Raw genomic sequence first — 25,167 nt, 5'->3', positions numbered from 1 at the left:
GGAGGCCGCCCCATGCCATCCCCGTTCGTCGTCCGCGCCCCGCGCCGCCGTCTGGAATGGGACGCGATCAAGGATCAAGTCGACGTCGCAACCGTGGTCGAGGCCCTGCTAGGGGAGCCGCCCGGCCGTGGCGGTTCGCGGGGCCTTTGGTGGTCGTGTCCCTTCCACGCCGACGCGAACCCGTCGTTCCGAGTCGATCCCGAGCGGGGCCGCTGGCGTTGCTTCGGCTGCGGAGAACGTGGCGACGCCGCCGGCCTGGTCATGCGTCTGGAGTCGCTGACATTCCCGGAAGCCGTCCGGCGCGTCGCGGACCTGTGCGGGCTGTCGCCCTACTCGTGGGCCGACCGCGCACCGATCCGGCCGACGCCCCGCCCGGCCCCCGCCAAGGCCCCTGGGAAACCCGTGGCGGGGCCGTCGGGGCTGTCGTCGTCCGATGCGTCGGCCCTCGTGGCGGAAGCCGCCGAACGGCTTTGGACGCGCCAGGGGGAGTGGGCGCTTTCATACCTTCATGGGCGGGCCCTGGACGACGGGACGATCCGGGATGCCCACCTGGGGTGGGTCGACCGGGCGATAATCCCCAAGAGGGACGGGAGCGGTTCCTACGCCCTATCCGGGGTCTGCATACCCTGGTTCGATCGCGGCCGACTGGCGATGGCGAAGGTCCGCCGCCTGGACGGTCGCGAGCCGAAGTACCTGGAAATCTTCCGCGACGGGCCGACGGTGTATCCGTCGCCGGATGCCATCCGGCCGGCGCTTCCCCTCGTGGCCGTGGAGGGCGAATTCGACGCCCTGACGCTGGCCCAACTGATCGGCGACCTGGCTCGCGTCGTGACCGTCGGTTCCGCGTCGACGAGGGTCGACGCCGACATACGCCGCGCGATCCGATCGGCCCCCGCCCTGTACGCCGCCCACGACGCCGACGACGCGGGAGATCGGGCCGCCGCCTCGTGGCCCTCCCGAGCCGTCCGCGTCCGGCCCCCGGCCCCCGCGAAGGATTGGAGCGACGCTCACCGTCTCGGCTACAGCGTCGTCCGCAATCATTGGGTCGGCATCATCAAGCCCCCCGGCCCCTCGTGGGAGACGTTGGAGGCCCAACGCTGGGGCGACGACGGGCCGGAAGACCTGGGATGCGTCGCGGACGACCCGACCCTGGGATGGGAGCCCGAACCGTGCGCATGACGACCACCACCTGCGACCGCTGCCGCAAGCTCCTCCATCTCGGCGTCGGCCGACCGGAGCCCGTGCCGGGGAGGCTGAGGGGACGGCTGGACGACCGTCCCGTGGATTTATGCCGCGACTGCGCGGACGCATTTCGGGCGTGGCTGATCGGCGGGACCGCCCCGACCGTCGCGGGGGTGGAAGGCCGCCGCCCTTGACGGGGGCGCGCCGGACGTGGGATAGACGATGACGATGGGGGGAGCGGGAGACGCCAATCGACCCGCCCCCCCGGTTCCCACCTGAAGGGAGAGAACGTGGCCACTGTACGAAAGAAGGGCCGGAAGTACTACGCCCGCTGGGTCGATCAGCACGGCGTCAAGCGCGAGCGGGCCGCCTACACCGACCGGCGGGAGTCGCAACGGCTGGCCGACGAGTTGGAGGCCCAAGCCGCCCGGATTCGGGACGGGCTCGTCGACGCTCGCGACCTGGCGTTGCGGGAGCACGGCAAGCGGCCCGTCGCGGAGCATATCGGCGAGTGGGCCGGTCATCTAGCCGCCAAGGGGGCGACCGCCGCTCACGTCAAACAGGCCGAGCAACAGGCGCGCGACCTGGCGGACAAGGCCGGGGCCGATCGGCTGGGCGACCTGGATTCGGGCCGCGTGCAGGCCGCCTTGAAGGCGATGAAGGATGGCAGCGCGTCGCACTGGACCGTCTCGCACTACCGGAAGTCGCTTCGCGCGTTCGTCCGCTGGTGCATCGCGTCCGGCCGGCTGGACCGCGATCCGCTGGCCGCCACGACCGCCTACAACCCGGCGGAAGACGTCCGGCGCGAGCGTCGCACGCTGGCCGTGGACGAACTACGGAGGCTGATCGCGACGACGCGCGCGGCCCCGACCTGGCGGGGGCTGACCGGGGAGGCCCGGGCGCTGATCTACCGGACGGCCGCCGGGACCGGGCTTCGCCATGCCGAGCTGGCCAGCCTGACCCCCGATAGCTTCGATTGGGCCGCGACGCCCGCGACGATCCGCCTACGGGCCGAGAGCGCGAAGAATCGCCGCGAGGCCGTGTTGATCGTCCCGTCCGACCTGGCGGGAGACCTGAGAGCCCACGTCGCTCCCCTGCCCCGCGAGGCCCCCGTCTTCCCGATGAAGCCCACCACGGGGACGCTGATGCTCCGCGCCGACCTGGCGCGGGCCGGCATCCCATTCGAGGATGAATCCGGCCGCCGCTACGACTTCCATTGCCTGCGCGGCCAATTCGCGAGCGAGCTGGACGCCGCCGGGGCTTCGCTCCGCACCACCCAATTGCTGATGCGGCATTCGACGCCGACGCTGACGAGCAAGTACATCCGGCCTAGGGCCGTGGACGTGGAATCCGCCGTCGCGTCACTGCCGAGCCTGACCCCCGCCGACGGCCGGGAGGCCGTGGCCGCGACCGGGACGGAAACGGCGACGCCCGTACAGCGAATGGGCCGGGAGGGGTTGCCCGCCGTTGCCCACTATTTGCCCACCGCTGGGGACGTTTCCCGTCGCCTGGCGTCGCATCCCGACGTGAAGACGTCCACGGATGCTCAAGGGGAGATGGATCGTAAGTCCGGCGAGATTCGCGGGTTGACGCTTGCTGTCGCGTCCGTTCGCGTCATAAACTCAAGTGACCCCGACGGGAGTCGAACCCGTGCTGCATGCGTGAAAGGCATGTGTCCTAACCACTAGACGACGGGGCCGTCGTGCCAATGCAGGGACCAGTCTAACAATCTCCTCCCGCCGGGTCAACCCTCGGGGCGTCGTTCGACGAGGGGGGCGAGCCGGGCCGGGGGGCCAGCGGAGGGGCCTTCGATGCCCAGGATCCTGATGCTCGCCGGGGACGCCGCCGAGGCGCTCGAGGTCTTCTATCCCAAGTACCGCCTGGAGGAAGAGGGTTGGAAGGTGGACCTGGCCGCGCCCGCCCGCAAGGCGATCCGGACGGTCGTCCACGACTTCGAGCCCGGCTTCGACACCTACACCGAGAAGCCCGGCTATCGGATCGAGGCGGATCTGGCGATCGACGAGGTGGAGGCGGACGGGTACGACGCGCTGGTCCTCCCCGGCGGGCGCGCGCCGGAGTACCTGCGGAACATCCCGCGAGTGGTGGAGATCGTCGGCCACTTCATGGGCGAGGGGAAGCCGGTGGCGGCCACCTGTCACGCGGTGCTGATCCTGGCCGCGGCGGGTTCGCTCGGCGGGCGCGCGCTCACCTGCTATCCCCAGTGCGCGCCGGACGCGCGGGGGGCCGGCGGGGAATTCGTCGACCGGGAGGTCGTCGTCGACGGCAACCTGGTCACCGCCCGTGCGTGGAACGACAACGCGCCGTGGATGCGCGAGTTCGTGAAGCTCGTCCGCTCCCGGACGGCCTGAGCGCCCCGGGGGGCGTCAGGGCTTCAACGTCCGGGCGCCCGGGTCTTCCGACCGGGCCTGATTCTGGATCGCCTCGTAGACTTCCTGGCGATGGACGGTGACGTCCTTGGGGGCCTCGATGCCGAGCCTCACCTTGTCGCCGCGGATCTCGATCACCGTCACGGTGATGCTGTCGTTGATGACGATCGTCTCGTTTTTCTTGCGGGAGAGAACCAGCATCGCCGCTCCTCTCTGGTGCTCATCGCCCGGTGCGCGAACCGTCCGATGTCAGGACCAGGACGCCGTGATCGGGAGGGGAACCGCCCGATTCTCGCGTCCGGGCACGCATCCTCCCCGGTAGCAACTGTACACGCGGAAAATGGGCGGTCAAGGGGAGGACGGGAATTTTCATCACGAAACGTAGATTCGAGACGACCCGCGAGGCTCCCCGGGTCGGCCTCAGCGGTCGCCGCCGGTGGTGTAGCGGCGGTAGAGGCGGCCGAGGCCGAGGTCGTTGATCTCCGCCTCCACGTCGGCGCTGTCCGTCGGGTGGATGGTCTCCTTCAGCTCCACGACCAGCAGCTCGATGAACTTGGCGCGGGCGCGCTGGAGGCTCTTGCGGAAGGCCTCCGGCGAGACGGGGGCGCCGACGACGGCGGCGAGCTTCTCCGCGATCTCCTCGATCGGCGCCTTGGGGTGGTCGCGGCGGAGCTGCAGGACGGTGGCGTAGCGGTTCTTCGGGGTCGTCGCCTGGTAGGTCTCCAGGCGCGACCAGACCCGGCTGAGGACGGCCTCGCGCCAGACGCGGTCGAAGTCCTCGTCGGGGACGGAGGCGTCCAGGAGGTCGCCGGGGGGGAGCGGCTGGAGCTTGCGGGCGCGGAAGTGGTCGATGATCAGCCGGTGCAGGACGGTGCGCAGGTAGTCGCGGAACCGGCCCTTGGACCTGTCGGCCCCGGCGAGCTTGCCGGTGAGGAGCTTGGTCCAGAACTCCTGGAGGACCTCGTCGGCCAGGTGGCGGTCGCGGACCTTCAGGTGGATGTAGCGGGTCAGCGCGTCGTGGTATCGGCCGACCAACTCGCCCATCGCCTGCTGGCTCCGCGGCCCGGCGGCGTGGGCGCTGGCGATGTTGGTCCAGTTGGTCGGGATCTCGGTGAGGCGTTCTTCCGACGTAGTCATCTGGATCGTCCCGAGGCGCGTGGAGGACGCCGAACTGGAGCGGGGCCGGGGCGACGGGCCGCGACGTCGTCGCCGAGGACACCCGCGGGGTCCGACTCATGGGTCGGGTCGTCACAATTCTAGGACATGGTGAAGAGGGGCGACGCCGGTCGCGCCGCGACTGCCCGCCGCGGCCTCGCGGGCCCGACGCGCGGGGTGGTTTCTCGACGGCGATCCACGCCGAATCGCCGGGCGCCCCGCGTGGGGCGGCGGCGACGATAGGGTTGTCCATCGACGCCAGGGGGCGGCCCGGCGATCCGGGCGTCGCTCCCTGGCGTGGGCCGCGCCTCGTCGGCGAGGGTCGGCCCGGCGCTCGTTCTTTCGCTCGCCCTCGTCGCGCTCCGAAATCCTGGGGAACTGGCCGCCGCGGCCGGCCTCGAACGTCGTCGGCCGGTCATCATCCCCGTTCGCGGGGTCGGGCGGGGGGCTAGGGCGCGGCTCGCGGTCCGGTCGCGCTGGAATGTGAGCGAAACCTGATGGGCGGGCCCGACCCGATCATATCGGCGGCGACGCGCCGGTGCAAGGATCGCGGCCGGGCTAAAAATGACGGGGGACGCCTGATCGATCTGCTTGATGCGGCCGAATACGCCCGGCAGGACTCGAACCTGCGACCGACGGTTTAGAAAACCGTTGCTCTATCCGACTGAGCTACGGGCGCGTGGGTCGACGATCGGGGCCGGCCCGGAGGTTCGCGCTTGGGGAGAGTGGGATGCGCCCGGCAGGATTCGAACCTGCGACCTACGGTTTAGGAAACCGTCGCTCTATCCTACTGAGCTACGGGCGCGAGTGTCCGCGGGACAGATTCTCGTCTCCCGGCCACCCGCTGTCAACCGGGCGTCGGCCGGCGTCCCGCCAGGTTCACGCCGTTGCCCTGCCCTTCGTGGTGGAACACCTGGCCCGCGCCCAGGTCGGCCACGTCCACCAGGCCCGCCTCGTCGAACCAGCCCCGGACCTCCTCGACGGTGTGCCGCGAGAGGTATTTCGGCGCGTACCAGTCCAGCGTGTCGCAGACGCGGACCTCGGCGTCCGGGTGCATGGAGACGCCGATCGTCAGCGCGTGCAGGGCCACGCCCGAGCGCTCGACGGCCCGCCAACGGCTGGCCATCAGCCGGCGTTTCAGCAGGCCGATCGGGGCCGTCAATCGGCAGAGCGGCAGCAGCAGGCCCAGCGGCAGGCGGGTGGAGACGGCGCGATGGGCGTCCATGATCCGCTCGACGATCGGGCTCTCGCGCTCGTACACCCAGATGGCGATCCGGCCGCCGGGCTTCAGCAGCCTCGCCAGGCCGAGGAACGCGGCCTTCGGGTCGGGGGTGTGGTCCAGGACGCCGATCGAATAGACGTGGTCGAACGAGCCCTCGGCGAACGGGAGGCGGAGCAGGTCGCCGCGGACGATCGCGACGTTGTCCATCCCCGCCGTCAGGTCGCGAGCCGCCAGGACGGCCTCGCTGAGGTCCAGCCCCACGGCCAGGCGGGCGTCGCCCGTCAGCCGCAGGTAGCGCCCCATGCCGCAGCCGCCGTCGAGGACCACCTTCCCCGCCAGGTCGCCCGGCTTCAGCCCGGTCCGGTTGGCGAAGGTGGCGCGGTCCTCCTCCTCCCGGACGATCCGGAAGCGGTTCCACTGGAGCCCGTAGGTGGACTTCGTCCGGGCCTGGTCGGCGGCGGTGGCTGGCATGGGGGCGGTCGCGTCGGTCAGTAGGAGTCGGCCGAGATCACCTCGCCGAAGTTGCGGGTGCAGAGGGCCTGGAGGATGCCGATCTTCGACCCCGGCCGGATCGTCTGGATGGCGCGGCCGTCGATGTTGAAGTCGACCCCCAGGGCCGTCTTGGTGACCGGGTCGATGGGCCAGCAGTCGATGGAGTCCTTGAGGAACCGGACCGAGCCGTCGGCCAGGCCGACGTTGGCGCCGCCGGGGTGCCGGCTGCCGATGTTGAACGCGATGTAGTCCCGCGCCGCGGAGTCGCTGAGGCGCAGGAGCTTGAGCGTGCCGTTGACGGGGTAATAGCCGCCGATCACGGTGTCGGTCCAGTAGCCGGAGTTCCAGCCGTGGTACTGGGCGCGGCCGGCGGCGTCGAACGCGCCGTGGTCGTGCTCGGCGAACAGCATGGTGTTGCTGACGCCGTCGGTGATGTCGGCGAGCCGGGTGGAACTGTGGGCGAAGATGGTCCCGTTGGTGTTCTGGACGCGGAGGGCGAACGTCGGGTTGTCCACGTGCAGCAGCAGGCTCCAGCAGCCGACCACGCCGCCGTAGCTGGCCTTGGCCTGCTTCCAGTCGCCCGGCGGGATGCTGGAGTACATCGCGGCGTTGACCGGCGTCAGGTCGAAGGCCGAGGCGTCGCTGGGGCATTGCAGCGCGGAGATGCTGATCCCGGCGATCGTGACGTTCTCCGCCGTGAAGGCGCCGGGCGAGAAGTTCACGGCGTTGAACACCGCCTGCTGCTCGTAGAAGGGCAGCATGTGGACGAACGGCCCGAAGTTCCACTTCGAGCCCGGCAGCGTCCCCGCCCTGGTGAAGCCGCCCGGCGTGAGGACCTGATGGGCCGACTCGTAATTGAGCGCCGCCAGGGCGAGTTGCTTCATGTTGTTCGTGCACTGGACGCGGCGGGCGGCCTCGCGCGCGGCCTGGACGGCGGGGAGCAGCAGCGCGATGAGCACCGCGATGATCGCGATGACGACCAGCAGCTCGATCAGCGTGAACGCGAGGCGGGCGGGGCGGCGCGAAGACAAGCCAGGATCCTCCTCAGGCGGGTTCGTTGGCCCCCATCCTACTCCGCCCCGGCCGGGCCCACAATCGCGGCGGGCCTCGGGGGTGCTCCACGGAGCGGGCGCGGCCCGGAGATAAAAAACGGTTTCCAGAAATCTCGCCCGGCCCGCCGCGGAGCTTACGGAAGATCGATGGCGGTGTTCCTTGACAATTCGGACGCGGACGAGGATCGGGGGCGACCGTGTCCCCACGCGCCTTATTCCTCCGAGCGTGAAACGCGCGTCCCCTCTCCCCCGGGAGAGGGTGGCCCGGAGGGCCGGGTGAGGGCCGTGGCTGCAGAGATAGCGATGGCTCGTCAGGGGCGCGGCCGGCGCTCCATGCCGCGCTCCGGCGACCCTCACCCGCCGCGGGCGCGGCCGCCCTCTCCCGGCGGGAGAGGGGACGTCCCCCCCCTTTGCCAATGGACAACCTGTCGAGATAACCACTTCGAACACGACGAACGAAGCCAACGGCCTTTAGGCTCAACTCTATCAGCCACAAGGCTTTATTTGAATCGCGGCCGGGGCGGCGGCGCGCGAACGAACCCAACTCGCGGCGTCCTCAGGGACGAGCGGCGCGGGCGTCCCACTGGTCTTCCGCGGCGCTGCGGCGGAGGTAGTTGGGCTCCAGGTCGTCCGGGTCGACGGCCGGCGCGTCGAGCGCGAGCATGGCCAGGTCAATCAGGCGACGTCCCGAGGGGCGGTGGATCGGGTCGTCGGGGCCGAGGTCGGCGGTGCCGGGGATGCTGGCCCGGATCGTCGCCGAGCGCAGGCCGGGGCCGATCACCAGAGTCTCGGGCGGGAGGCTCGCGGCCCAGGCCGACAGGGGTTCGATCCGGCTGGGCCCGAGGGGGACAAGGGGCGCGCCAGGGGCCTCGCGGGCGAAGTCGGCGGCGTAGACGTCGCCGCGCTGGGCGTCGCCGACGACGACGACGCGGAGGGCGTGGGCCGGCGCGTTCCGCGCGACGGCCTCCAGGCTGTCGAGGCCCACCAGCCGCGCCCCGGCGGCATAGGCGAGCGTCCTCGCGGCGGTCAGGCCGATGCGCATCCCGGTGTACGACCCCGGCCCCAGCCCGACCGCGATCAGGTCGAGGTCCATCGGCCGGACGCCGGCCTCGCGGAGCAGGTCGCGGACGGCCGGGATCAGGTCGCGGCCGTGCTTGCGGCCGGCGTCGGTCTCGGCCTCGAAGGTCGCGCCCGAGGCGGCGCGGACGCCGATCGTCGAGCGGTCGCCGGAGGCGTCCAGGGCCAGGATGTTCGCGGGGCGATGCACGGCGCTTCGGGTCCGGGGGGCGGGGTCGGGATGGGGCGACCGGTCGACTATAGCCGTCCGATCGCCCCGAAGTCACCGCCAACCCGGGCGCGCCGATCCGTTAATAGGAGTCGGCCGAGATCACCTCGCCCCCCTGGATGGTCCCCAGGGCGCGCCAGATCGGCAGGCTGATCGAGTTCTTGATCGCCCGCGCGGAGCCGTCGCCGAAGAGGGTGTTGACCATCTCGGGGTGCCGGCTGCGCGAGGCGAGGTAGAGCGTGTCGTAGTTCCACTCGGAGACGCACGGCTCGTTCCGCGCGGGGTTGTTCACGCACCAGGAGACGAGGTTGTCCGGCTGGCGGGAGTTCGGCGGGAGGAACGTCATGACCACGACGGTCGAGTCGTTCCACCACTCGGAGCGGCAGTCGTCCGAGGAGCTGCTCTGGACCATCTCCGAGATCGCGATCGTCGAGCTGAGGCCGTCGGTCACCTCGCCCAGCGTGCGGGCCCTGTCGAACGCGAACGGCGAGGCCATGTTGAGCACCCCCGCCCGCTCCCCCTGCGAGAGCGTGGTGTTCCCCCAGTTCGCGCCGTAGCTCCCCTTCAGGCGGAACGGGGCGAGGAAGAACCCGGGCGAGTCCGACGGGCAGTTGAAGGACGACAGCCGGACCTGGAGCACGGTGGTGTTGGACTCGTAGCCGAGCCAGTTCGGGCCGGCGATCCCCAGGGAGAAGTTGAACGTGTTGCCGACGTTGGCCGCCTCCAGGTAGGGGAGGATCTGCATCGTCCACGGCGTGCGGATCGACGGGGCGTTCGGCCAGCCCGTCGGGGCCTTGATCCCCCCCAGCGGGAAGGCGTTTGTGACGCTGATGTAGTTGTGCATCGCCAGCCCGAGCTGCTTCAGGTTGTTGATGCACTGGGCGCGGCGGGCCGCCTCGCGGGCGGCCTGGACGGCGGGGAGCAGCAGCGCGATCAGGACCGCGATGATCGCGATCACCACCAAAAGCTCGATCAGCGTGAATCCGCGGCGGGGCCTCATGTTCGGGTCTCCTGGCGAGAGGGAGGGGCGTCCGAGGTCGGTCGGGATCACTTGGAGAGGGTGAACTCCAGCGTGTGCGAGGCGGCGGCGGGGATCTCGGCGGTCAGCTCGCTGCGGGCGTTGTAGCGCTCGGGGGCGACGTTGACGCGAGCGGTCGCGGATTCGGCGGGGGCGCCCAGGTCGGACGGGGACTTGCCGAACATCATGCCCTTCACGGCCGCCTCGGCCCGCGCCCGCTCCCTGGCCGTCGCGGCGTCCGAGGCCGAGGCGAAGGCCCGGACCTCGACCCGATGCTTGCCGGGCGACGGCCCGTCGGCGCGGGTCGTCTCGAAGGCCCCGCCCCGGATCGGGGCCGTGACCGGGGAGCCGGCTCCGTCCAGCGGTATCAACGTGACGGTCCCCTCCTCCACCGGCTCGCCCCCGAGCGAGACCTTGCCGGCGACCGCCACCCCCCCCTCGCCCGCGGGCTCGCCGCCGCAGCCCGCGAGGGCCGCCGCGACCAGCCAGGCCGCCATGCGGGCCCCTCGACTCGCGCGCTTTTCGCTCATACCCGGAATCCTCCTTCCGCCCCGTGGCGGCGAGCCCGGGCCGCGGCCGACCACCGCGCGTGGGCGGGCCTCCGGCTCGACCTCGACGGCCGCGCGGGGCTGGACGTTCGACGGAGATTCGACGCGGGAGATCCGACACACGCCCCGGGCGACGACCGGCCCGACGGCCGCGCGACGCCCGGGTCGCCGCCGCGCCAGGCCGGAGAACTCCCGGCGGCGGGCGGTCGAGAGTGGAGACGCGGTTTTTTATAGCTGGGCGGTCAAGGCCGGACCAGGAAAATTTTTGCGAAATATCAACATTTGTCGAGCGAGCCGTCGGCGGGGCGACCGGCCGCGACGAAGGGGACGCCCGCGGGGGGCCGTGGCTTGACGCCGTCCGGGGGGCGGTCCTATTGTTTCAATAGATTGAAGAAGCGGGCGGTGGAAATTCCCCCGACGACGCGCTTCGAGTAACATGACTCGCAGGCCGGGACGACGATCCCTCCCGGCGCCCTCCCCTGCTCTGGCCGGAGGACCCCACTCGGTGCGTCGCGCGTTAATCAGTGACATCCACGGGAATCTCGAGGCGCTGGAGACCGTCCTGCGCGACATCGAGGGCCAGGGGGTCGATGAGATCTACTGCCTGGGCGACGTGATCGGGTATGGCCCGAATCCGCGCGAGTGCATCGACCTGGTCATCGACAATTGTGCCGTCACCCTCCTGGGCAACCACGACCAGGGGGCCATGTTCGACCCCGACGGCTTCAACGTCGGCGCCGAGCGGGCCATCTTCTGGACCCGCGGCCAGTTGGAGAGCGCCACCGATCGCGCCGGCAACGAGCGTCGCTGGGAGTTCCTCGGCGAGCTGCCGCGGTCGCACAAGGCCCCGCCGTTCCTGTTCGTCCACGGCTCGCCCCGCAACCCGCTGAGCGAGTACATCTTCCCGGAGGACATCTACAACCACCGGAAGATGGAGCGGCTGTTCCAGCTCGTGGAGAACTACTGCTTCCAGGGGCACACCCACGTCCCGGGGGTCTTCACCGAGGAATTCCAGTTCTTCGCCCCGGAGGAGATCGACCACGAGTACACGCTGGGCGAGGGCAAGCTGCTGATCAACGTGGGCTCCGTCGGCCAGCCCCGCGACGGCGACCCGCGCGCTTGCTACGCCGTCCTGGACGACGGCGACGGCGCCCGCCCCCCCCGCGTCTCGTACCGTCGGGTCCCCTACGACTTCGAGACGACCATCCGGAAGATCCACGCCATCCCGGACCTGGAGCCCTTCCTGGGCGACCGGCTCCGCCAGGGGCGCTGACGGTCGGGCGTCCCGCCGACGGCCCCGCCGCGCGGTCCGGCTTGCGGAACGAGCGTCCCCCGGCGACAATCGGGGGTTGTCCGGGGTGCCCTTCCCGGGCGCCGTTCGGGCCCGGCCCCAGCCGAATGCGGGCCGGCCGCCTCTCCCCGCCCCCCGCCTCGCCGCCCAACCGCTTCGGGAAGCCTCGTTCATGAGCAATGAGAGACGCCTGATCCTTTTCGTGATGCTGACGTTCCTGTGGGTGTTGGGGTTCCCCCTGATCCTCCAGAAACTCGGCTGGGCGCCCGCCCCGGCGGAGCGGAAGCCCGTCGCTCGGGCCGACGCCGACCCGGCCGCGAAGCCCGACGAGGCGAAGTCGGCCGACTCCCTCGCGATCAAGGCCGCCGAGCCCAGGCCGACCGAGTCGGGCGAGGCCGGCGAGGCGAAGCCCGAGGCGGAGAAGCCCCGGATCGAGGTCGTCCCCCCCGCCGACCTGACGATGGGCTCGCTGGAGGACAGGTCCCCGGGGGGCTACCACTTCCAGATCCAGCTCGACCAGAAGGGGGCCGGGGTCGCCTCGGTCCTCTCGTCGCGGTATGACGCCGACTTCGAGGGGCGGGTGAACCCGCATCGCCCGATGCAACTCATCGGCCGCGACCCGAGCCGGCCGGTCTCGGTGGGGACGTGGCCGCCGTCGCTGTCGCTGACGCTCAGCCCGCCGGACGTCGCCGGCCGGATCGTGCCGATGCGCCCCGCCGAGCGCATGCTCGCCGCCGCCAACGGCGCCCAGACGCCGACCGAGGACCTGCTGGACGCCGAGGTCTGGGAGGTCGTCCGCGACGACCAGGGCCGGGCGGTCCGCCCGCTCAGCCGGCCGGCCGCGGAGGGGGTCACGGCCGCCGAGGGCCAGGAGGTCGTCTTCCGCGCCACGGCCGACGACGGCGTGATCGTCACCAAGACGTACCGGCTCTGGAAGGGGGAGGACGGCTTCGACTTCCTCCTGAAGTTCGAGAGCCCGGACAGGCCGCGGACGTTCGCGTACAACCTGCTGGCGCCTTACGGCATCCCGATCGAGGGGGAGTGGTACACCGCCACCTTCCGCGAGGTCTTCTTCGGCACCGCCGCGCCGGGGGGCAAGGTCAACCTCACCTCCCACACGGCGTACGAGATCGCCAAGGCGACCGACAAGCCGATCGAGTCGACCGTCGAGCCCCTGCGGTTCACGGGCGTCGAGAACCAGTACTTCGCCATCCTCCTCGCCCCGGTGCTCGGCTCGGCCGCCGCCGACGAGCGGATCGACCGCGAGTCCCAGGCCGTCCTCCTGGAGCGGCACCCGGGGGACTCCCAGAAGTCGGACGTGGGCGTGCGGATCCACTCGCGGCCCATCACGATCGGGCCGAACGTCTCGCGCGAGGTCGCCTTCAAGGTCTTCGCCGGCCCCAAGACCGAGGCCGCCCTGGCGCCCTACGGCGCGTCGGACCTGGCGGTCTACCGCAAGGGGATGATCCCGCTCGCCACGAGCATCGCCCGCTACTTCATCTCGCCGATCCTCTCGCTGACCTACGGCATCACCGAGCGCGTGGCGTCGGTCTTCGGCGGGACGCGGGGCAACTACGGCCTGGCGATCATCCTCCTGACGATGATCGTCAAGCTGATGCTGTTCCCCCTGGGCCGGAAGCAGGCGATGGTGGCCCAGAGGATGCAGCACCTCCAGCCGCACCTGAAGGCGCTCCAGGAGAAGTACAAGGACGACAAGGAGAAGCTCACCCGCGAGACCTTCGCGCTGTACAAGAAGCACAACGCGAACCCGGTCGCGGGCTGCGTCCCGGCGCTGGTGCAGATCCCGATCTTCGTCGGGCTGTGGCAGGCGCTGAACTCGTCGGTCGCGCTGCGGCAGGCCCCGTTCCTCTGGATCAACGACCTGGCCGCGCCGGACATGCTGTTCCGCATGCCGTTCGACGTGCCGTTCCTGGGCCACTGGTTCAACCTGCTGCCGATCCTGGTGGTCGGCCTGATGATCTTCCAGACGCACCTGTTCTCCCCCCCGGCCACGACGCCGGAGATGGAGATGCAGCAGAAGACCATGAAGTACATGATGGTCGTGATGGCCGTCATGTTCTACAAGGTCCCCTCGGGCCTGGGCATCTACTTCATCGTCAGCAGCCTGTGGTCGATCGGCGAGCGCCTCCTGCTGCCGAAGATCATCCACGAGCAGCCCCTGGCTGCGGATGACGCCGCGGACAAGGACAAGGGCAAGGAGAAGGACGACCGCTCCCGAGGCGGACCCCCGGCCCCGCCGAAGCCGGCCGGCGGCCTCGCCCAGTTCTGGAGCCGCGTGCTCGAAGAGGCGAAGAAGGATCCGACCTACCGCAAGGTGGCCGACGATCGGGCCGGCTCCCAGGCCGATCCGAAGCGCGACCGCAACGGCGACTCGGACCGCCCCGACCGGCCCCGCGTCCGGCCGAAGCGGAAGTGATCGAGGCCGGGCGACCCCGCCGGGACGACCCCTGATGTCCTCCGCCTTCGACCTCGACGACGCCATCGCCGCGACGGCCTCGGCCTCAGGGCCGGGGCCTCGCGGAATCGTGCGAATCTCCGGCCCCGGCGCGTGGCGGATCGCGACCGCCGGGTTCGAGCCCGACAAGCCGTTCGACGACGCCGCGCCCCATGCGATGGTCGTCCGGGGGGCCTATCGCCTGGCCGGGCTGCGTCCGACCCTGCCGGCGGAACTCGCGCTCTGGCCGGCGCCGCGGACGTACACCGGGCAGGAGCTGGCCGAGATCCACGCCCCCGGCTCGCCCCCCCTGCTCGCCCGCTTGCTGGCCCACGTCCTGTCCCACGGGGCCAGGCCGGCGCGTCCCGGGGAATTCACCCTCCGCGCCTTCCTCTCGGGCCGGATCGACCTCACCCGCGCCGAGGCCGTCCTGGGGGTGATCGACGCCCGCGACCCCCGCCGCCTCGACGCGGCGCTGGAGCAACTGGCCGGCGGGGTCGCCGGGCCCATCGAGGCCCTGCGCGACCGGCTGCTCGACCTGCTCGCCCACCTGGAGGCGGGCCTGGACTTCGTCGACGAGGCGGACGTCGACCCGATCGGCCGCGCGACGCTCGCCACCGAGTTGGCCAGCGAGGCCGACGCGCTGGACGCCCTGACCGACCGCCTCGGCCGTCGCGACCGCTCCGACGACGCCCCCCGCGTGGTGCTGGCGGGGCCGCCGAACGCCGGCAAGAGCCGCCTGTTCAACGCGCTGCTGGGCGACGACCGCGCCATCGTCACCCCCCTGGCGGGGACGACGCGCGACACCCTTTCGGCCCTCCTCGATCGCGACGGCCTGGTCGTCGAGCTGGTCGACACGGCGGGCGTCGAGCCGGCCGTCGACGCCATCGCCGCCGAGGCCCAGGCCCGCGCCTCCTCCGAGGCCGACCGCGCCGACGTGCTCCTCGCCTGCGCCTCCGTCGACTGCCCCCCGGTCGACCTCCCGGACGACGACCGGACCATCCGCGTCTGGACCAAGGGGGATGTCGCCCCTCCCCCGTCCGACGGCTCCCGGTGGCTCGTCACCAGCGCCGCGACGGGCGCGGGGCTCGATGACCTGACGCGGGCCGTCGCCGACGCGATCCGCCGCCGCGAGGCCGAGCCCGCCTCGCCCACCTCCGCCCGCTGCCGCGACGCCCTGCTCCGCGCCACCGCATCCCTCCGCGCCGCCTCGGCCGCGATGGCCGTCGGCGCGGGGGACGAGCTGATCGCCTTCGACCTGCGCGCGACCCTCGAGGACCTGGCCGAAGTCACCGGGGTCGTGGTCGCCGACGACGTGCTGGACCGCGTCTTCGCCCGCTTCTGCATCGGGAAATAGCCGGCGCCGCATCGGCGGGAGATGGGGCGTCGGCCCCGACCCGATGGCGCGAGGCGTCGGCGAGCGACACCCCGCCGCGCGCGAACCCAGGCCGCGATTGTCGATCGCTTTCCGGTGTCGTCGATCGTGGCTTGCGTCGTATGCTCTCATGAACGACAGCCCGAATCTCGGAGACGCGGATGGGACACCGAGCAAACCTGATCGTCGTCCGGGGAGGCGGGTATGACCTTCGATACAGCCATTGGGCGGCCAACAGCCTGCCTCGCGACCTCTTCTGGGGACCTCGCCACGCCATCGCCTTCACGGAAGCCCAGCCGGCCGCCGGGACCGAGTGGCTCGATGACGTCTGGGCGGAAGGCGGGTCGGTGATCGACGTGGACCGCCGCGTCTTCCGATTGTTCGGCGGCGAGGACCTGCGATACGACGTGCCGCTCCGTCGGCTGTACCTGTCGCTGCTCGGCGTCGCATGGCGGGGCTGGGACGTCGGCTGGGCCGACGAAGGGATCGCCGACCTGGCGGATTACGTCGGTTATCCTCGGGAGCGGGTCATCACCCCCGCGGAGGATCGCCTCGCCCCCCCGGATCTTCGACCGCCCCAGTCGCCAGACCACGTGGAAGTGGTGGGGAGCGCGCGCCTGGAAGACGGCTCGTTGAGGTTGTTCCCCCTGGAATGGAACGTCGATGACCACTTGTTGCTCAGTGGATCGAAGGTGGCGGCCGCCGTCGCCTCGCGTCCGGGGTTGGGACGGCTTGCCCTGGCCGAATGGACGAACACATTCCCCACCGGCGGCTTTCACCTCGACCTGGGGGCGAAGCGCCTCTTCTACTGGACCGCCGGCGATCAACCGGGAGTCTCGACCCGGCTCGCGGCCCGATGGCCGGGATGGTCGGTCACCTGGCTCCGCGACCGGTACGAGGACCAACTCGCCGCCTGTGGCGGGGCGCTCTCGTTTCCCGTTCGGACGCCCAGCGCCCTGTTCGACGAACTCCGATCGATGCTGCTCCACCAACGGAAAGTCAGCCCGGTCGAGACGATGCTCCGGCTGACCGAGCGGGAGCGAGCCGCCGGGAAGACCGTCGAAATCAACTCGAGCGCGTTGCGCGACGAGCGGGTCGAACTCGCCGCGGAGACGAGGGCCGAGATCCTGCGCCGAGCCGCGATCGAACTCGGCTTCTCCTGACGCCGTGATCGCGTCCGTGGTCATGACTCGCCGGTTGCACGCCTCGCGGCGGGGGCGTCGCCTCCACTCGGGCCGGGCGCGAGAGGGGGCGGCCGTGGGACGACGCGCGAGGCGTGGGAGCGACGCCCGCGCGGGGCTTCTTCACAAAGCCGGGCGGCGTTGCTAGACTCGTGATTCGGCCATGGCCGTCGGCTCGCGCGCCTAAGTCCCGCCGGCGCCCGCCTCGCCGTCCGCAGGATGCGGATCGGCCGTTCCGGCCCGGGAGGCGCGCGCGACGTATCCCCAACGAGACCGAATTTACGGGGCCCTCCGGCCTTCGAGCCGACCGCGACGGCGCCCCTCCCCGCACCGGGCAGGAGACGATCGAACGTGTCACAGAAAGACCGCTATCTCTTCACCAGCGAGTCGGTGTCGATGGGCCATCCCGACAAGATGGCCGACCAGATCTCCGACGGGATCCTCGACGCGATCCTGGAGAAGGACCCCCACGCCCGCGTCGCCTGCGAGTCGCTCCTGACCACCGGGCTGGTCTGCCTGGCCGGCGAGATCACCACGACGGCGATGGTCGACTACCCGGCGATCGTCCGCCAGGTCGTCCGCGACATCGGCTACACCTCCAGCGACCAGGGCTTCGACGGGACCACCTGCGCGGTCATGGTGGCCCTCGGCAAGCAGTCGCCCGACATCGCGATGGGCGTGAACGAGGACGCCGAGAAGGGCAAGGACGTCGGCGCCGGCGACCAGGGGATGATGTTCGGCTTCGCCTGCGACGAGACGCCGGAGCTGATGCCCCTGCCGATCGCCCTGGCCCACCGGATCATCAACAAGATCACCGAGGTCCGCCAGGACGGCACGATCCCCTGGCTCCGCCCCGACGCCAAGAGCCAGGTGTCGGTGGAGTACGAAGGCTACACGCCGCTGCGGGTCGACACCGTCGTCGTCTCCACGCAGCACGACCCGGGCGTCACCCTCGCCGAGATCCGCGAGCGGATCCAGGCCGAGGTCATCGACCCCTGCATCCCGACCGAGCTGAAGACCGGGAAGATCACCTACCACATCAACCCGACGGGCAACTTCGTGATCGGCGGCCCGCACGGCGACTCGGGCGTCACCGGCCGCAAGATCATCGTCGACCCCTACGGCGGCTTGGGCCGCCACGGCGGCGGCGCCTTCAGCGGCAAGGATCCCACCAAGGTCGACCGCTCGGCCGCCTACATGGCCCGCTACGTCGCCAAGAACGTCGTCGCCGCCGGCCTGGCCAGGCGCTGCGAGATCCAGCTCGCCTACGCCATCGGCGTCTCCGAGCCGGTCAGCATCCACGTCGACACCTTCGGCACCGGCACCGTCGCCGACTCGAAGATCGCCGAGCTGATCCGCGAGCACTTCCCGCTGACCCCCGCCGGGATCATCAAGCACCTGGACCTGCGCAAGCCGATCTACCGCAAGACGGCCAGCGGCGGCCACTTCGGCCGCACCGACGCCGAGTTCACCTGGGAGAAGACGGACAAGGCCGACGCCCTCCGCGCCGCCGCCGCCAAGCTCCAGCCCGTCGCCGTCGGCGCCTGACGCCGCGGCTCGACCTGATTCGCCTCGACGGCGGGCGGCGTCATCGCCGGCCGCCGCCCCGTCGCCCTCCCCTCCCCCATTCCGATCGAGTCCGGGATCCCCCCCTGAGGACCCCCCTGGAACTGGAAGCCGCCGCCTCCCAGGCCTTCGCGGCCGAGTACGGGGGCCGCGCGGAAGTCGCCGCCCGCGCGCCCGGCCGCGTGGAGCTGCTGGGCAACCACACCGACTACAACGGCGGCCTCGTCATGGCCGCCGCCGTGGATCGCTACACCGCCGTCGTCGGCCGCGCCCGTCCCGGGGGCGAGGGCCGCGTCTACGCCGCCAACTTCGAGGGCTCGGCGCGCTTCCCCCTCGCCGAGATCGAGCGCGGGCCGGTCGGCACCTGGCCGAACTACGTCAAGGGGGTGGTCTGGGCGCTCCAGGAGGCGCTCGGTGCCGAGCTGACCGGCGGCTTCGAGACGGCCATCGCCGGCGAGGTCCCGCTGGGGGCGGGGCTCTCCTCCTCGGCGAGCCTCCAGGCGGCCGTCGCCTTCTTCCTCCTCCAGGCCGGCATCGCCCCCGGCAAGGTGGTCGACCAGTACGTCGGCGAGGGCTCCGACTCCGCGCTGATGGACCTGGCGATGGTCCTGAGGCGCTCGGAGAACGCGTTCGTGGGCGTCTCTTCCGGCCTGCTGGACCAGTTCTCCAGCCTCTTCGGCCGCGAGGACCACGCGCTGTTCCTGGACTGCCAGTCGCTGGAGTTCGCCCGGGTCCCGCTGGGCTCGCCCGGCCCGGCGATCGTGGTCTGCGACTCCAAGACCTCGCGCAAGCTGGCCGACGGGATGTACAACCGCCGCTTCGCCGAGTGCAACGCCGTCGTCGAGCACTTCAAGGCGAGGAAGGGCGGGGACGCCGTGCATCTGCTCCGCGACATCTCGCTCGCGGAGCTGGAGGAGGCCTGGGACGACCTCGACCCGACCTGCCGCAGGCGGGCTCGCCACGTCCTGACCGAGAACGAGCGCGTGCGCGAGGGCGTCGCGGCCCTGCGCGGAGGGGATCTGAAGCGCTTCGGCTCGCTGATCTCGGCGTCGCACGCCTCCAGCCGGGACGACTTCGAGAACAGCTCCCCGGCGCTCGACGCGCTGGTCGAGGCCGCGGAGGAGGCTCCGGGCTTCCTGGGGGGCAAGCTCTCCGGGGCCGGGTGGGCGGGGTGCACCGTCAACCTCGTCGAGCCGGCCAGGGCGGAGGAGTTCGCCGAGGCCGTGCGCGGCGGCTACTTCCGCCGGATGAACGTCCCCCCGGACGTCCACGTCTGCCGCGCCGCCGACGGCGCCTCCGGGCGTCGGCTGGTCGACTGACCACGCGTCGCGCTCACGCCTCCCGCCCGGCCGGGGCGCGGTCGTTGCGCTCGCGGACGGCGGCGGCCACCACCGCGAGGATGTTCCGCAGCGCCCTCATGTCGACGGGCTTGACCATGTGGTGGTCGAAGCCCGCCTCGCGGGAGCGGCGACGGTCCTCGGGCTGGCCCCAGCCGGTCAGCGCCACGATCATGGCGTCGGCCAGCTCCGGGCGGGCCCGCATCTCCTCGGCGATTTCGTAGCCGTTCTTGTCCGGCAGGCCGAGGTCCAGCAGGATCGCGTCCGGGGGGGACGCCGCGGCGGCGGCCAGCGCGTCGGCGCCGTTGTAGGACGTGTGGACCTCGTGCCCGTCCAGCTCCAGCAGGCGCGAGAGGGTGTTCGCCGAGTCGCGATTGTCGTCGACCACCAGGACGCGGATCGGGCCGGTCGAGACCCCCGGCCCGTCGGCCCGCGGGATCGGGGCCTCGTCGTCCGCGGGGTGGGCCAGGGGGAAGCGGACGATGAATTCGCTCCCCTTCCCCTCCCCCTCGCTGCGGGCCTCGATCCGGCCGCGGTGCAGCTCGACCAGCCGCTTGACGATCGTCAGGCCGATCCCCAGGCCCCCCTGCGAGTGCATCACCGAGGCGTCGACCTGCGTGAACATGTCGAAGACGCGTGAGAGCATCTCGGGGGCCAGGCCGACGCCCGAATCCTTCACGGTCGCGACCGCCTCGTCCCCCTCGCGGCGCACCGTCAGGGCGATCCGGCCCCCCTTCCGGGTGTACTTGGCGGCGTTGGTGAGGAGGTTCGAGAGGATCTGGGTCAGCCGGGTCGGGTCGGCGTCGAGGATGAGCGGCTCGTCGGGCATCGAGACGGACAGCTCGTGGCGACCCAGGTCGACCACGTCGCGGGTCGACTCGATCGCGCCGATGGCGGCGGCCTGGAGGGTGGTCCGCTCCCTCCGCAGGGTGATCTTGCCGCTGCCGACGCGGGCGACGTCCATCAGGTCGTCGACCAGGCGGACCATGTGCCCGAGCTGCCGGCCCATCATCTCCATCGTCATGTCCAGGACCTCCCGGGAGGGGTCCAGGCCGAGGATCTGCAGGCCGTTGCGGAGCGGGGCCAGGGGGTTGCGCAGCTCGTGCGCCAGGGTGGCCAGGAATTCGTCCTTGCGCCGATCGGCCTGCTTGAGGGCCTCCGAGAGGCGCTTGACGTCGTCGACGTCGGTGTTGGCCCCGAACCAGCGCGCGATCTCGCCCCGCGCGTCCTCGATCGGCAGGGCGCGGCCGAGGTGCCAGCGGTAACCGCCGTGGGCCAGGCGGAGCCGGTACTCGACCTCGAACGGCCCCCCGGTGAGGATCGATTCCCTCCAGGCGTCGCGCGCCAGCTCCAGGTCGTCGGGGTGGATGAGCCCGGCCCAGCCCTCGTCCCCCAGCACGCCCCCGGGGCAGCCGCCGTACCGCTCCCACCGGCGGTTGCAATAGTCGATCGAGCCGTCGGGGCGGGCGGACCAGACGGCCTGGGGCATGGAGTCCGCCAGGTGGCGGAAGCTCGCCTCGCTCTCGCGCAGGGCCTCGCGCGAGGCGACCAGGTCGGTCACGTCGAAGCCGTGGACGAACACGCCGGAGATGGAGCCGTCGGGCTCGCGCGTGGCCTGGTAGACGACGTTGACGAACCGCCTGGCGACCCCCCCGACCGGGCGGCTCAGCACCGCCGGCCTCTCCTCGCCGACGTACGGCTCGCCCGTCCGGTAGACCTCGTCGAGGTGCTCGAAAAACCCCTGGCCTTCCAGCTCCGGGAACGCCTCGCGGACCGGCCGGCCGATGATCGCGCGGTCGCCGACCAGGTCATAGTACCGCCGGTTGGCCAGCTCGAAGACGTGGTCGGGCCCGCGCAAGATGCAGATGAAGGCGGGGGCCTCCTTGAGGAAGGTCTCCAGGCGGGCCCTCTCGTGGCGGAGGGTCAGCAGCAGCCGCTCCCGCTCGCGCTCGGCCTCGACGGCCGCGGTGACGTTCTTGAACAGCACGGCCACCCTCGGGCCGCCGACCGGGAAGGCGTACAGGTCGAACCAGCGCCCGTCCATCTTCGACGCGTGGTTGATGAACCGTATCGGCGCGCCGGTGGCGACGACCTCGCCGTAGATCTCGAACCAGCTGTCGTCGTGCTCGGGGACCATCTCGCGCATGGTGCGGCCCGGGGCGTCGACGAGCCCGGTGTGGGTGATGAAGGCGGGATTGGCCTCCAGGAAACGGTAGTCGACGGGGCGTCCCGCGTCATCGTGGATCATCTCGATGATGCAGAAGCCCTCGTCGATCGAGTTGAAGAGGGCGCGATACTTCTCCTCGCCGGCGCGCGGGTCGGCCTCGTCGATCGCCAGGACGCGGCCGTCCGGCGTCGGCGTCGGCGTCGCGCGGTCGGCGCCGGGCTCGGGCGGGCGAGGGCCGGACCGCTCGGGCTCGCGGGGGGCGCGCCCGCGCGCCTCGGCCGCCAGCCTGGCGCCGGAGCAGGCCGCGATGAACGCCGAGACGACCGCGAAGGTCGCGACGTCCCCCGCCGCATCCCGCCGAAACCCCGCGGATCCCGGCCACGACGGGAAATCGGCCACCGCCGCGACGATCGATAGGCCCGCCGCCAGCAGCGACGGGCCGGCCCCGCCGACCCACCCCGCCAGCATCACCGCCGCGAGGGAAAAGGCCATGGGCGCGGGAGAGCCCAGCGGCCAGGCCGCGGCCGTCAGGACGGCGGCCGTCGCCGCGGCGATTGCTGTCCCGTACCGCGCGAATCCGGACGCGGCGTTGCCTCGCGAAGTCGTCACGAGCCCTCCAGGGCCGCGCAACCCCGCGCGGCCGTCGGCAGGTCGGATGTGGCGGCCCGCGCCGCCGTGCTCTCGGATGTCGCGCCGATGAAGTTTACATGCCGGCCGTGACCCCCCCCAGCCGCCCCTGCTCCGCGCCGGGCTTCGCCGCCCGCGCCGAAGCCTACAGCCGCCGCTCGCCCCTACCCCGATTCCGGCCCGCCGGGCCTCGCGGATCGCCCCGGTCTCGGGGCGGCATGTACACGTCCATTTGTAGTCGTCGCGTCCCCGATCGACAAGACGCGACCGCGCGCCGTTGCCCCGATCCATACAATGTCGGTCGAGCCGGGGCGCTCGCCCCGCGACGGCATCCCCCCGAGGAACGACCGCGCATGTCCTCCCCCCTGTACGAGCCGTATACGATCCGTGGCCTCACGCTCCGCAACCGCGTCGCGATGTCGCCGATGTGCCAGTATTCGAGCGAGGACGGCTTCGCCAACGATTGGCACCTCGTCCACCTGGGCGCCCGCGCGACCGGAGGCGTCGGGCTGGTGATCGTGGAGGCGACCGGCGTGACCCCGGAGGGCCGCATCTCGCCCGGCGACATGGGCCTCTGGGACGACCGCCATATTGAGCCGCTGGCCCGGATCGTCCGGTTCGTCGAGTCGCAGGGCGCCGCGCCGGGGATCCAGCTCGCCCACGCCGGCCGCAAGGCCAGCTGCGACCCCCCCTGGCTCGGCGGCAAGGCGATCACCGACCCGGCGAAGGGGGGATGGCCCGTCGTCGGCCCCAGCCCGATCCCGTTCGACGCGTCGAGCCCCACGCCGCATGAATTGACGGTCGCCGAGATCGACGCCCTGGTCGACGCGTGGGAGGCCGCCGCCCGCCGCGCCCTGGCCGCCGGCTTCCGCATGATCGAGATCCACTCGGCCCACGGCTACCTGCTGCACGAGTTCCTCTCCCCCCTGAGCAACCGTCGCGAGGACGAGTACGGGGGTTCGCTGGAGAACCGGACGCGCCTGGTCCGCCGGGTGGCCGAGCGGCTCCGGGGCGTCATCCCGGACTCGATGCCGCTGTTCGCGCGGATATCGGCCACCGACTGGGCCGAGGGGGGCTGGGACGTCGACCAGTCCGTCGAGCTGGCGAGGGCGCTGAAGGGGCTCGGGGTCGACCTGATCGACTGCTCCTCCGGCGCGCTGGTGCCGGGGGTCAAGATCCCGCTGGGGCCGGGCTACCAGGTGCCGTTCGCGCGTCGGATCCGCGAGGAGGCCGGGATCGCCACCGGGGCCGTGGGGCTCATCACGGATCGTGAGCACGCCGAGCGGATCGTCGCGGACGGCGACGCCGACCTCGTCCTGCTCGGCCGCGAGCTGCTCCGCGAGCCGTACTGGGTCCTCAAGTCGATGCGCGAGGCGGGCGTGGAGGTCGCCTGGCCCGTGCAGTACGGCTACGTCTTCAAGCAGCGGCGCTGACCGCGACGGAGGCCCTCCCATGCCCCTGAACATCCGAGTCGAGCGCGGCGTGACCGTCCTGAGCAACTTCGGCCGGCTCATGAACGACCCGAGGCACTTCGACGCCGCGGGCGAGGTCGCCGATCGCATGGACCTCGGCGAGCGCGAGTTCGCCATGGAGATGAGCGGCGTCCACGAGACCGGGGCGTCGTTCCTCGGGCTCCTGATGACCATCACGCGGGACGTCCGCCGGCGGGGGGGCGAGGTCGTCATCGCCCGTCCCAGCCCGGCGATCCGCGGCCTGGTCCTCGACATGCGGCTCGACGACTTCTGGGACGTCTTCGACACGCTCGACGAGGCCGTCGCGTTCTATCGCCGCCACGACGACCCGGAGGTCGAGTGACCCCGGGCGCGTCTCCCCGCCCCCGCGGCTAACCCTCGGCGAACTCGGGGAGGGCCGCCCGCAGGGCCCTGAAGTGGTGCCCCGCCAGCTCGATGTAGCGTTCCATGGGGAACTGGTTCAGGGTCTGTCCCAGTTCGCCCATGGCCAGCGCGAGGTGGGAATAGGCGTCGGCGGGGTCGCAGTCGAGCGTCCCGCAATGGGCGAGGACCTCGCGTCGGAGCGTCCGGGGGCCCGCCCCGATCGATCCGAGGAACTGGAGGAGGTCGAACATCCCGGCGCCGTCCGTCCGGCTCCCGCCCCAGTCGATGATCGTCAGGCGGTCCCCCGGCCTCCGGCCCGCGTCCGCGACGGGCTTGATGAGGAGGTTGCCGATCCAGAAGTCGCCGTGGACCAAAACGCGGCGCGGCCTCCATTCGCCGGAGGACGCCCGTCGCAGCGCCCTCTCGGCGGCGGCCCGGGCGTCGGCGATCATCCCCGGCACGCCGGCCACGTGCTCCAGGCTCCTGGTCAGCGCGGGGTCCGAGCCGGGGGCGATCGGCCCCGATTTCGTCGCCGACGTCGCGCGCCGGAGCCAGGAGAGCAGCGGCCGGGTCAGGACCGCCCGCTGGAGCCGATTCACCAGGCGATTGCGGCTCATCGGCTCGTTGTACGGCAGGATCGCGTAGCTCCGGCCGGACGCGCGCCCCTCCAGCAGCGGCGAGAGGATGACGCGCCCCAGCTCCGGGCCCAGGGCCTTCGCGGCGGCCCGCGACCGCCCGATGTATTGCTCCACCGCGTCGGGATACCTCGTGGGCGAGCCCAGCAGCACCGCCGAGGGCCTCCCCCGGCGGTCGCGGATCAGGAACTTCGCCGTGTCGTCGTCCAGGGGCTTCGGCTCGCAGAGCAGCGTCATGCCCTCGACCCGGGCGTCCTCCCCAAGGGCCCGCGCCGCCGGGGCGGCGAGGTCGGGGAGCCACGCTTCGGCGTCATAGATGCTGGAGGTGTCGGCGGATGGGCTCAAAAGGGGGATCTC

20 protein-coding genes and 3 tRNA genes are annotated in these 25,167 nt (G+C 71.6%); 11 read left to right on the top strand and 12 right to left on the bottom strand.

The genetic code is table 11. The features are described 5' to 3' along the window. Window positions 1-12 precede the first annotated feature (12 nt). Together WG209_RS08495 and WG209_RS08490 are read left to right on the top strand one after the other, a co-directional pair. Window positions 13-1,179 carry a CHC2 zinc finger domain-containing protein gene (locus WG209_RS08495; protein WP_337174599.1) on the top strand — a complete coding sequence of 389 codons (1,167 nt, stop codon included), beginning with the start codon at window positions 13-15 and terminating at the stop codon, window positions 1,177-1,179. Next, a complete protein-coding gene (locus WG209_RS08490) occupies window positions 1,170-1,376 on the top strand; it encodes a hypothetical protein (protein WP_337174598.1) in 207 nt (68 codons plus the stop codon). The genes WG209_RS08495 and WG209_RS08490 overlap by 10 nt, the downstream gene beginning before the upstream one ends. A 1,433-nt stretch (window positions 1,377-2,809) precedes the next feature. Here the strand turns inward: WG209_RS08490 and WG209_RS08485 are convergent. Beyond that, window positions 2,810-2,881 (bottom strand) — tRNA-Glu (locus tag WG209_RS08485). A 112-nt stretch (window positions 2,882-2,993) separates the two neighbouring features. On the opposite strand from WG209_RS08485, the gene WG209_RS08480 reads away from it, so the two are divergent. Then, window positions 2,994-3,551, top strand: a complete 558-nt coding sequence (locus tag WG209_RS08480) for a DJ-1/PfpI family protein (RefSeq protein WP_337174597.1) — start codon at window positions 2,994-2,996, stop codon at window positions 3,549-3,551. Between the two features lie 15 nt (window positions 3,552-3,566). On the opposite strand, the gene csrA is transcribed toward WG209_RS08480, so the two are convergent. The 9 genes from csrA to WG209_RS08435 all read right to left on the bottom strand — a co-directional run bounded on the left by csrA (window position 3,567) and on the right by WG209_RS08435 (window position 10,323). Further along, window positions 3,567-3,770, bottom strand: coding sequence for a carbon storage regulator CsrA (gene csrA, locus WG209_RS08475; RefSeq protein ID WP_337174596.1), 204 nt, complete (start codon window positions 3,768-3,770; stop codon window positions 3,567-3,569). Window positions 3,771-3,989: 219 nt separating this feature from the next. After that, entirely contained in the window at window positions 3,990-4,706 is a 717-nt protein-coding gene (locus WG209_RS08470; RefSeq protein ID WP_337174595.1) for a sigma-70 family RNA polymerase sigma factor, read from the bottom strand. A gap of 623 nt (window positions 4,707-5,329) precedes the next feature. Beyond that, a tRNA-Arg gene (locus WG209_RS08465) sits at window positions 5,330-5,403 on the bottom strand. 52 nt (window positions 5,404-5,455) lie between these two features. Then, a tRNA-Arg gene (locus tag WG209_RS08460) sits at window positions 5,456-5,529 on the bottom strand. A 42-nt stretch (window positions 5,530-5,571) separates the two neighbouring features. Further along, on the bottom strand, window positions 5,572-6,417 hold the full coding sequence (locus WG209_RS08455; RefSeq protein WP_337174594.1) for a class I SAM-dependent methyltransferase: 846 nt from the start codon (window positions 6,415-6,417) through the stop codon (window positions 5,572-5,574). 17 nt (window positions 6,418-6,434) lie between these two features. Continuing rightward, window positions 6,435-7,469: a DUF1559 domain-containing protein gene (locus tag WG209_RS08450; RefSeq protein WP_337174593.1), complete on the bottom strand. Its 1,035-nt coding sequence runs from the start codon at window positions 7,467-7,469 to the stop codon at window positions 6,435-6,437. Window positions 7,470-8,046: 577 nt separating this feature from the next. Beyond that, on the bottom strand, window positions 8,047-8,757 hold the full coding sequence (gene tsaB, locus WG209_RS08445; RefSeq protein WP_337174592.1) for a tRNA (adenosine(37)-N6)-threonylcarbamoyltransferase complex dimerization subunit type 1 TsaB: 711 nt from the start codon (window positions 8,755-8,757) through the stop codon (window positions 8,047-8,049). A gap of 100 nt (window positions 8,758-8,857) precedes the next feature. Then, window positions 8,858-9,775 carry a DUF1559 domain-containing protein gene (locus WG209_RS08440; RefSeq protein WP_337174591.1) on the bottom strand — a complete coding sequence of 306 codons (918 nt, stop codon included), beginning with the start codon at window positions 9,773-9,775 and terminating at the stop codon, window positions 8,858-8,860. A gap of 47 nt (window positions 9,776-9,822) precedes the next feature. Then, the gene (locus WG209_RS08435; RefSeq protein WP_337174590.1) at window positions 9,823-10,323 is read right to left on the bottom strand and encodes a hypothetical protein; all 501 of its coding nucleotides are present in this window, start codon (window positions 10,321-10,323) and stop codon (window positions 9,823-9,825) included. Window positions 10,324-10,846: 523 nt separating this feature from the next. Between WG209_RS08435 and WG209_RS08430 the strand changes: the two genes are divergently transcribed. From WG209_RS08430 to galK, 6 genes are all read left to right on the top strand, one after another. Continuing rightward, on the top strand, window positions 10,847-11,614 hold the full coding sequence (locus WG209_RS08430) for a metallophosphoesterase family protein (protein ID WP_337174589.1): 768 nt from the start codon (window positions 10,847-10,849) through the stop codon (window positions 11,612-11,614). Between the two features lie 190 nt (window positions 11,615-11,804). Continuing rightward, window positions 11,805-14,069, top strand: coding sequence for a YidC/Oxa1 family insertase periplasmic-domain containing protein (locus WG209_RS08425; RefSeq protein WP_337174588.1), 2,265 nt, complete (start codon window positions 11,805-11,807; stop codon window positions 14,067-14,069). A gap of 34 nt (window positions 14,070-14,103) precedes the next feature. Then, window positions 14,104-15,444 (top strand): GTPase, encoded by a 1,341-nt coding sequence (locus tag WG209_RS08420; RefSeq protein WP_337174587.1) that lies wholly within the window; start codon window positions 14,104-14,106, stop codon window positions 15,442-15,444. 179 nt (window positions 15,445-15,623) lie between these two features. Then, on the top strand, window positions 15,624-16,625 hold the full coding sequence (locus WG209_RS08415) for a hypothetical protein (protein ID WP_337174586.1): 1,002 nt from the start codon (window positions 15,624-15,626) through the stop codon (window positions 16,623-16,625). Between the two features lie 369 nt (window positions 16,626-16,994). After that, window positions 16,995-18,191 carry a methionine adenosyltransferase gene (metK, locus tag WG209_RS08410; RefSeq protein ID WP_337174585.1) on the top strand — a complete coding sequence of 399 codons (1,197 nt, stop codon included), beginning with the start codon at window positions 16,995-16,997 and terminating at the stop codon, window positions 18,189-18,191. Then, window positions 18,116-19,528 (top strand): galactokinase, encoded by a 1,413-nt coding sequence (gene galK / locus WG209_RS08405; RefSeq protein ID WP_337174635.1) that lies wholly within the window; start codon window positions 18,116-18,118, stop codon window positions 19,526-19,528. Before metK ends, galK begins: the two co-directional genes overlap by 76 nt. Before the next feature lie 13 nt (window positions 19,529-19,541). On the opposite strand, the gene WG209_RS08400 is transcribed toward galK, so the two are convergent. Beyond that, a complete protein-coding gene (locus WG209_RS08400; protein ID WP_337174584.1) occupies window positions 19,542-22,322 on the bottom strand; it encodes an ATP-binding protein in 2,781 nt (926 codons plus the stop codon). A gap of 371 nt (window positions 22,323-22,693) precedes the next feature. Here WG209_RS08400 and WG209_RS08395 point away from each other — a divergent pair, with 371 nt between their 5' ends. Further along, window positions 22,694-23,773 carry an NADH:flavin oxidoreductase/NADH oxidase gene (locus tag WG209_RS08395; RefSeq protein ID WP_337174583.1) on the top strand — a complete coding sequence of 360 codons (1,080 nt, stop codon included), beginning with the start codon at window positions 22,694-22,696 and terminating at the stop codon, window positions 23,771-23,773. Window positions 23,774-23,792: 19 nt separating this feature from the next. Continuing rightward, entirely contained in the window at window positions 23,793-24,155 is a 363-nt protein-coding gene (locus WG209_RS08390) for an STAS domain-containing protein (RefSeq protein WP_337174582.1), read from the top strand. 28 nt (window positions 24,156-24,183) lie between these two features. Here the strand turns inward: WG209_RS08390 and WG209_RS08385 are convergent, their stop codons facing one another. Then, the gene (locus WG209_RS08385; RefSeq protein ID WP_337174581.1) at window positions 24,184-25,155 is read right to left on the bottom strand and encodes a phosphotransferase; all 972 of its coding nucleotides are present in this window, start codon (window positions 25,153-25,155) and stop codon (window positions 24,184-24,186) included. Between the last annotated feature and the right edge of the window lie 12 nt (window positions 25,156-25,167).

The organism is Paludisphaera sp., from assembly GCF_037189885.1.
GTDB lineage: Bacteria > Planctomycetota > Planctomycetia > Isosphaerales > Isosphaeraceae > Paludisphaera.
The sequence above is the reverse complement of the archived record's forward strand: the minus strand, read 5'-3'. Positions and strand labels throughout refer to the sequence as shown.